Genomic DNA, 2,337 nt, shown 5'->3' on the forward strand with positions numbered 1-2,337 from the left:
GAACGGAAGGCAGGGGGTCCCCATCCTTCAATACGCGCTCGAGAATCATCGCCGCGACGCGATCGCGGAGTTGACGATAGATCGGGGCGTTATCGGTCCATTGCGGGTCCATTCACGTCGCTCCGAGAATCCGGTCGTTTAAAGGACGCCTGAAGCCTCGATCAGACTCCAGAAAAAACTCAAGGTCAGCGCAACGGCAATCGATGCGGCCGCGACGGCCGGGGCCAAATCCGGGGATATCTGGTTGATGGGGCATGTGCTCACGTTACTTCCTCTTGAATAATCCTTATAGTGCTTTATATAACTATAACACCATAACGCAGTCAAGGGCTTCTGGATCGCCCTCTCTCCCGAGGGGCGATACCGTAGAATCCGCGCGCGAAAATAATCTCATTTCCCCGGAGACTCTCGAGATGAAGCAGCCTTTGAATGTCGCCATCACCGGCGCCGCTGGCCAGATCGGCTACGCCCTCGCTTTCCGTGTCGCCTCGGGCGCCATGCTTGGCTCCGACCAACCGGTCAACCTGCATCTTCTCGAGATCACGCCGGCGCTGCCCACCCTGCAGGGCGTCGTGATGGAGCTCAACGACTGCGCCTTCCCCACGCTCAACAAGGTGGTCGCCACCGACGATGCGCGGGTCGCCTTCGAGGACTGTCATGCCGCCTTGCTCGTGGGTGCTCGCCCGAGAGGCCCCGGCATGGAGCGCAAAGACCTGCTTTTATCCAATGCGCAAATTTTCTCAGCCCAAGGCAAGGCCCTGAACGAAGTGGCCGCCCGAGACATCCGCGTGCTCGTGGTCGGTAATCCGGCCAATACGAACGCGTTGATCGCCATGAAGAATGCGCCGTCGCTTAAGCCGCAGAGCTTCACCGCAATGACCCGCCTCGATCACAACCGTGCCCTGTCGCAGTTGGCCGAAAAGACCGGCAGTCACGTGAACGACATCCAAAAAATGATTATCTGGGGAAATCACTCCGCGACCCAGTATCCCGATATCAACCACTGCTTCGTCAAAGGCCAGCCCGCCCGCAGCCTCGTCGATGCCGAATGGACTGGGAAAATTTTCATCCCCACCGTCCAGCAACGCGGCGCAGCCATCATCAAGGCACGCGGTGCCTCCTCGGCCGCCTCGGCCGGCTCTGCCGCCATCGATCACATCCGTGACTGGTTCCGCGGATCGGCTCAGGGTGACTGGGTGTCAATGGGCATCCCCTCCGACGGTAGCTACGGCATCCCCGAAGGCGTGATTTACTCCTACCCGGTGGTCTGTCACGGCGGTCGGTACGACATCGTGCAAGGGTTAGCCATTGACGAAAACAGCCGAAAGCGCCTAGACGCCACCCACCAGGAGCTCTTGGAGGAGCGCGATGGGGTGAAGGGCCTGCTCGACTGATTGCGGGCGGCGAGGCGCCGCCCCTATAAAGGGTTTGCGCATACAGTCGCTTATAATAGAGGGTCTATATGTCCCACATCCTCATCGCCCTCGCCTTGCTGGTCCTCACGGGACTGGCTCTGACGCTCAGGGGCGGCGTCATCGCAATCCTGTTCGTCGCTGCGCTGCTCTATCTCGCCTACAAGCGGCTGAGCTTGCTTGCCTACACCGTGACCTTCGGTGCACTGCTCGTTGCCTATTCGGCAATCGGCGAACCCGCGGGCCTCTGGAAAGGATTTCTTTGGCTGCTGTTTGCGGGTCTCGTACTACTCAACATCACACCGCTGCGTCAAAAGTGGGTGACGCGCCCGTTCATGAAGATCTACCGTCGGATGCTGCCGGCGATGTCGTCCACCGAACGCGAAGCACTCGAGGCCGGCACGGTCTGGTGGGACGGTGAACTCTTTACGGGAAAGCCGAACTGGTCGAAGTTGCTTGGCGCGAAGGCGCCAATACTCTCTGCTGAAGAACAAGCCTTCCTCGACGGTCCGTGCGAAGAACTCTGTCGTATGATCGATGACTTCGACATCACGCACCGGCGTGGCGATATGCCTCCGGAACTGTGGGACTTCCTAAAGCGCAACGGCTTTTTCGCGATGATCATCGCAAAGAAATATGGTGGCCTAGAGTTCTCGGCCTATGCGCACTCCTGCGTTCTCGCCAAACTTTCGAGTCGTAGTGCGGTCGTATCATCGACGGTTGCCGTACCAAACTCTCTCGGCCCGGGCGAACTCCTTCAGCACTACGGCACCGATGAGCAAAAAAACTATTACTTGCCGCGGCTCGCGAGCGGCGAAGATATCCCCTGTTTTGCACTGACGGGACCGCGTGCGGGTTCCGATGCCGCCTCGCTCCCGGACTCAGGCGTCGTATGCCGAGGGATGTGGCAGGGCCGGGAAAGCAT

The 2,337-nt window shown here is 59.5% G+C and carries 3 protein-coding genes; 2 read left to right on the plus strand and 1 reads right to left on the minus strand.

The features are described from left to right. Positions 1-112, minus strand: a 112-nt coding sequence (locus FJ404_19750; protein ID MBM3825080.1) for a GntR family transcriptional regulator, incomplete at its 3' end; no start/stop codon positions are given. Positions 113-413: 301 nt separating this feature from the next. Here FJ404_19750 and FJ404_19755 point away from each other — a divergent pair. Both FJ404_19755 and fadE read left to right on the plus strand, forming a co-directional pair. Next, on the plus strand, positions 414-1,394 hold the full coding sequence (locus FJ404_19755; GenBank protein ID MBM3825081.1) for a malate dehydrogenase: 981 nt from the start codon (positions 414-416) through the stop codon (positions 1,392-1,394). 68 nt (positions 1,395-1,462) lie between these two features. Further along, on the plus strand, positions 1,463-2,337 hold an 875-nt coding region (gene fadE, locus FJ404_19760), incomplete at its 3' end, for an acyl-CoA dehydrogenase (GenBank protein MBM3825082.1).

The organism is Verrucomicrobiota bacterium, from assembly GCA_016871495.1.
Taxonomy (GTDB): domain Bacteria; phylum Verrucomicrobiota; class Verrucomicrobiia; order Limisphaerales; family VHDF01; genus VHDF01.

Bases quoted from the DNA above. Each gene is read 5' to 3' on its own strand.
- FJ404_19755 (MBM3825081.1), top strand. From the start codon at position 414: ATGAAGCAGCCTTTGAATGTCGCCATCACCGGCGCCGCTGGCCAGATC.